Annotated in this window: 1 protein-coding gene; it reads right to left on the reverse strand. The window is 69.1% G+C overall.

The features are described 5' to 3' along the window. A partial coding sequence (locus ACY34J_RS28940) for an IS4 family transposase (RefSeq protein ID WP_462729593.1) occupies window positions 1-1,292 on the reverse strand: 1,292 nt, incomplete at its 3' end. Window positions 1,293-1,396 lie beyond the last annotated feature (104 nt).

The following is a 1,396-nucleotide window of genomic DNA, read 5'->3' on the forward strand; positions in this document are numbered from 1 at the left end:
CCGCGGGCCTGGTACTTGGAGATGGCGCGTTTGACGATGCGGGGGCTGACCCGTAGTCGCCGTTCGGGCAGCAGGCCCGCGAGGACGTGCCGGCCGATGGTGCCGGCCAGGTCGATGACCGTGCCGGCAATGACGCCCGCGGCCAGGACGACTTGGTCGCGGGCGGCCTGCCAGGCGATGGAGAAGCCGGCCCGGTCCGGGTCGGTGCCGGGCTGGGTGCTGGTGGCGTCTGCCATGGCGGTCCGCAGCAGCTGGTAGACCACGAGCAGGGTGTAGATCTCCTGGTCGATGCCTTCGGGAGTGCGGGCGCGCAGGACACGGCCGCCGAGGATGGTCGACTTCAGCTCCAGGTAGGCGGTCTCGATCTCCCACCGCTGGTGATACAGGGTGGCCAGTTCGGCTGCCGGGTGGCGGTGGTGGTCGAGCAGGGTGGTGGCGAGCCGGTAGAGGCCGGTGTGCTGTCCCGCCGCCGTTTTGATGGTGATCTCGCAGTCGATGACGCGCACGGGTACCGGGCCGAGGGTGGAGAGGTAGGAGCCGTCCCGGTAGCGGGCCAGCACTGGCATGCGGCGGCCGTTCTTGAGCCGGACCAGGACCTCGGATCCGGCGGCTGCGATGTCTTTGACCAGTTTCTGGGCGGCGAAGTTGCGGTCGGCCAGCAGGATCATCCCGGGCTGCAGGCTGCGCAGCATGCGCGGGGCGTAGGTGGTCTCGCCGGAGGTGGTGGGTCCGAAGACGGCGTCGATGAGGGTGCGGGTGCCGCAGGCCACCAGAGCCAGCAGGCGGACCTGCGGGTAGCCGGTCCCGCCGTGGTTGCCTGCCTGCTTGGTAAACCTGGTCAAGACCGCGGGGCTGTCGGGCAGGGTCATGGTGGTGCCGTCCAGCGCGACTACCAGCAGCCCGCGCCATCGTGCCCCCGGTGTCCGCGGACCGGCCACGGGGCCTTTCAGCAGGTCGAACAGCCATTTCAGTGGTGCGGCGCCGATACGGCGGCGGGCCTGGGCCAACGCGCTCGCCGACGGCGCGGCGAGGGGCAGACCGGCCAGCGCGCCGGTGAGCTTGCGCCATACGCCGAGGTATCCCACCTCCGGGAACAGGCACGCGGCCAGCAGCAGGTAGACGACCACACGAGACGGCAGATCCCGCAACCTCGACTGGACCCGGCCGGTGGCCTTCAGGGCCTCGTCGACCATCTCGAAGGGTATGAGCTGAGTGAGCTCACCGATGTGGCCAGGGGCGAAGCGGCCCCCGGCCACACGGACAGTACGGGTGATGACAGACTGGGTATCCAACGGAGTTCCTGCACGGTGATCTTGGTCGACACCGTTCTACCAGGGACTCCGTTGTTCATCTCAGCACTTGACGACCTCGACCAGCCGCAAACTTCACGGCCTTG

The organism is Streptomyces sp. HSS9-12, from assembly GCF_054963655.1.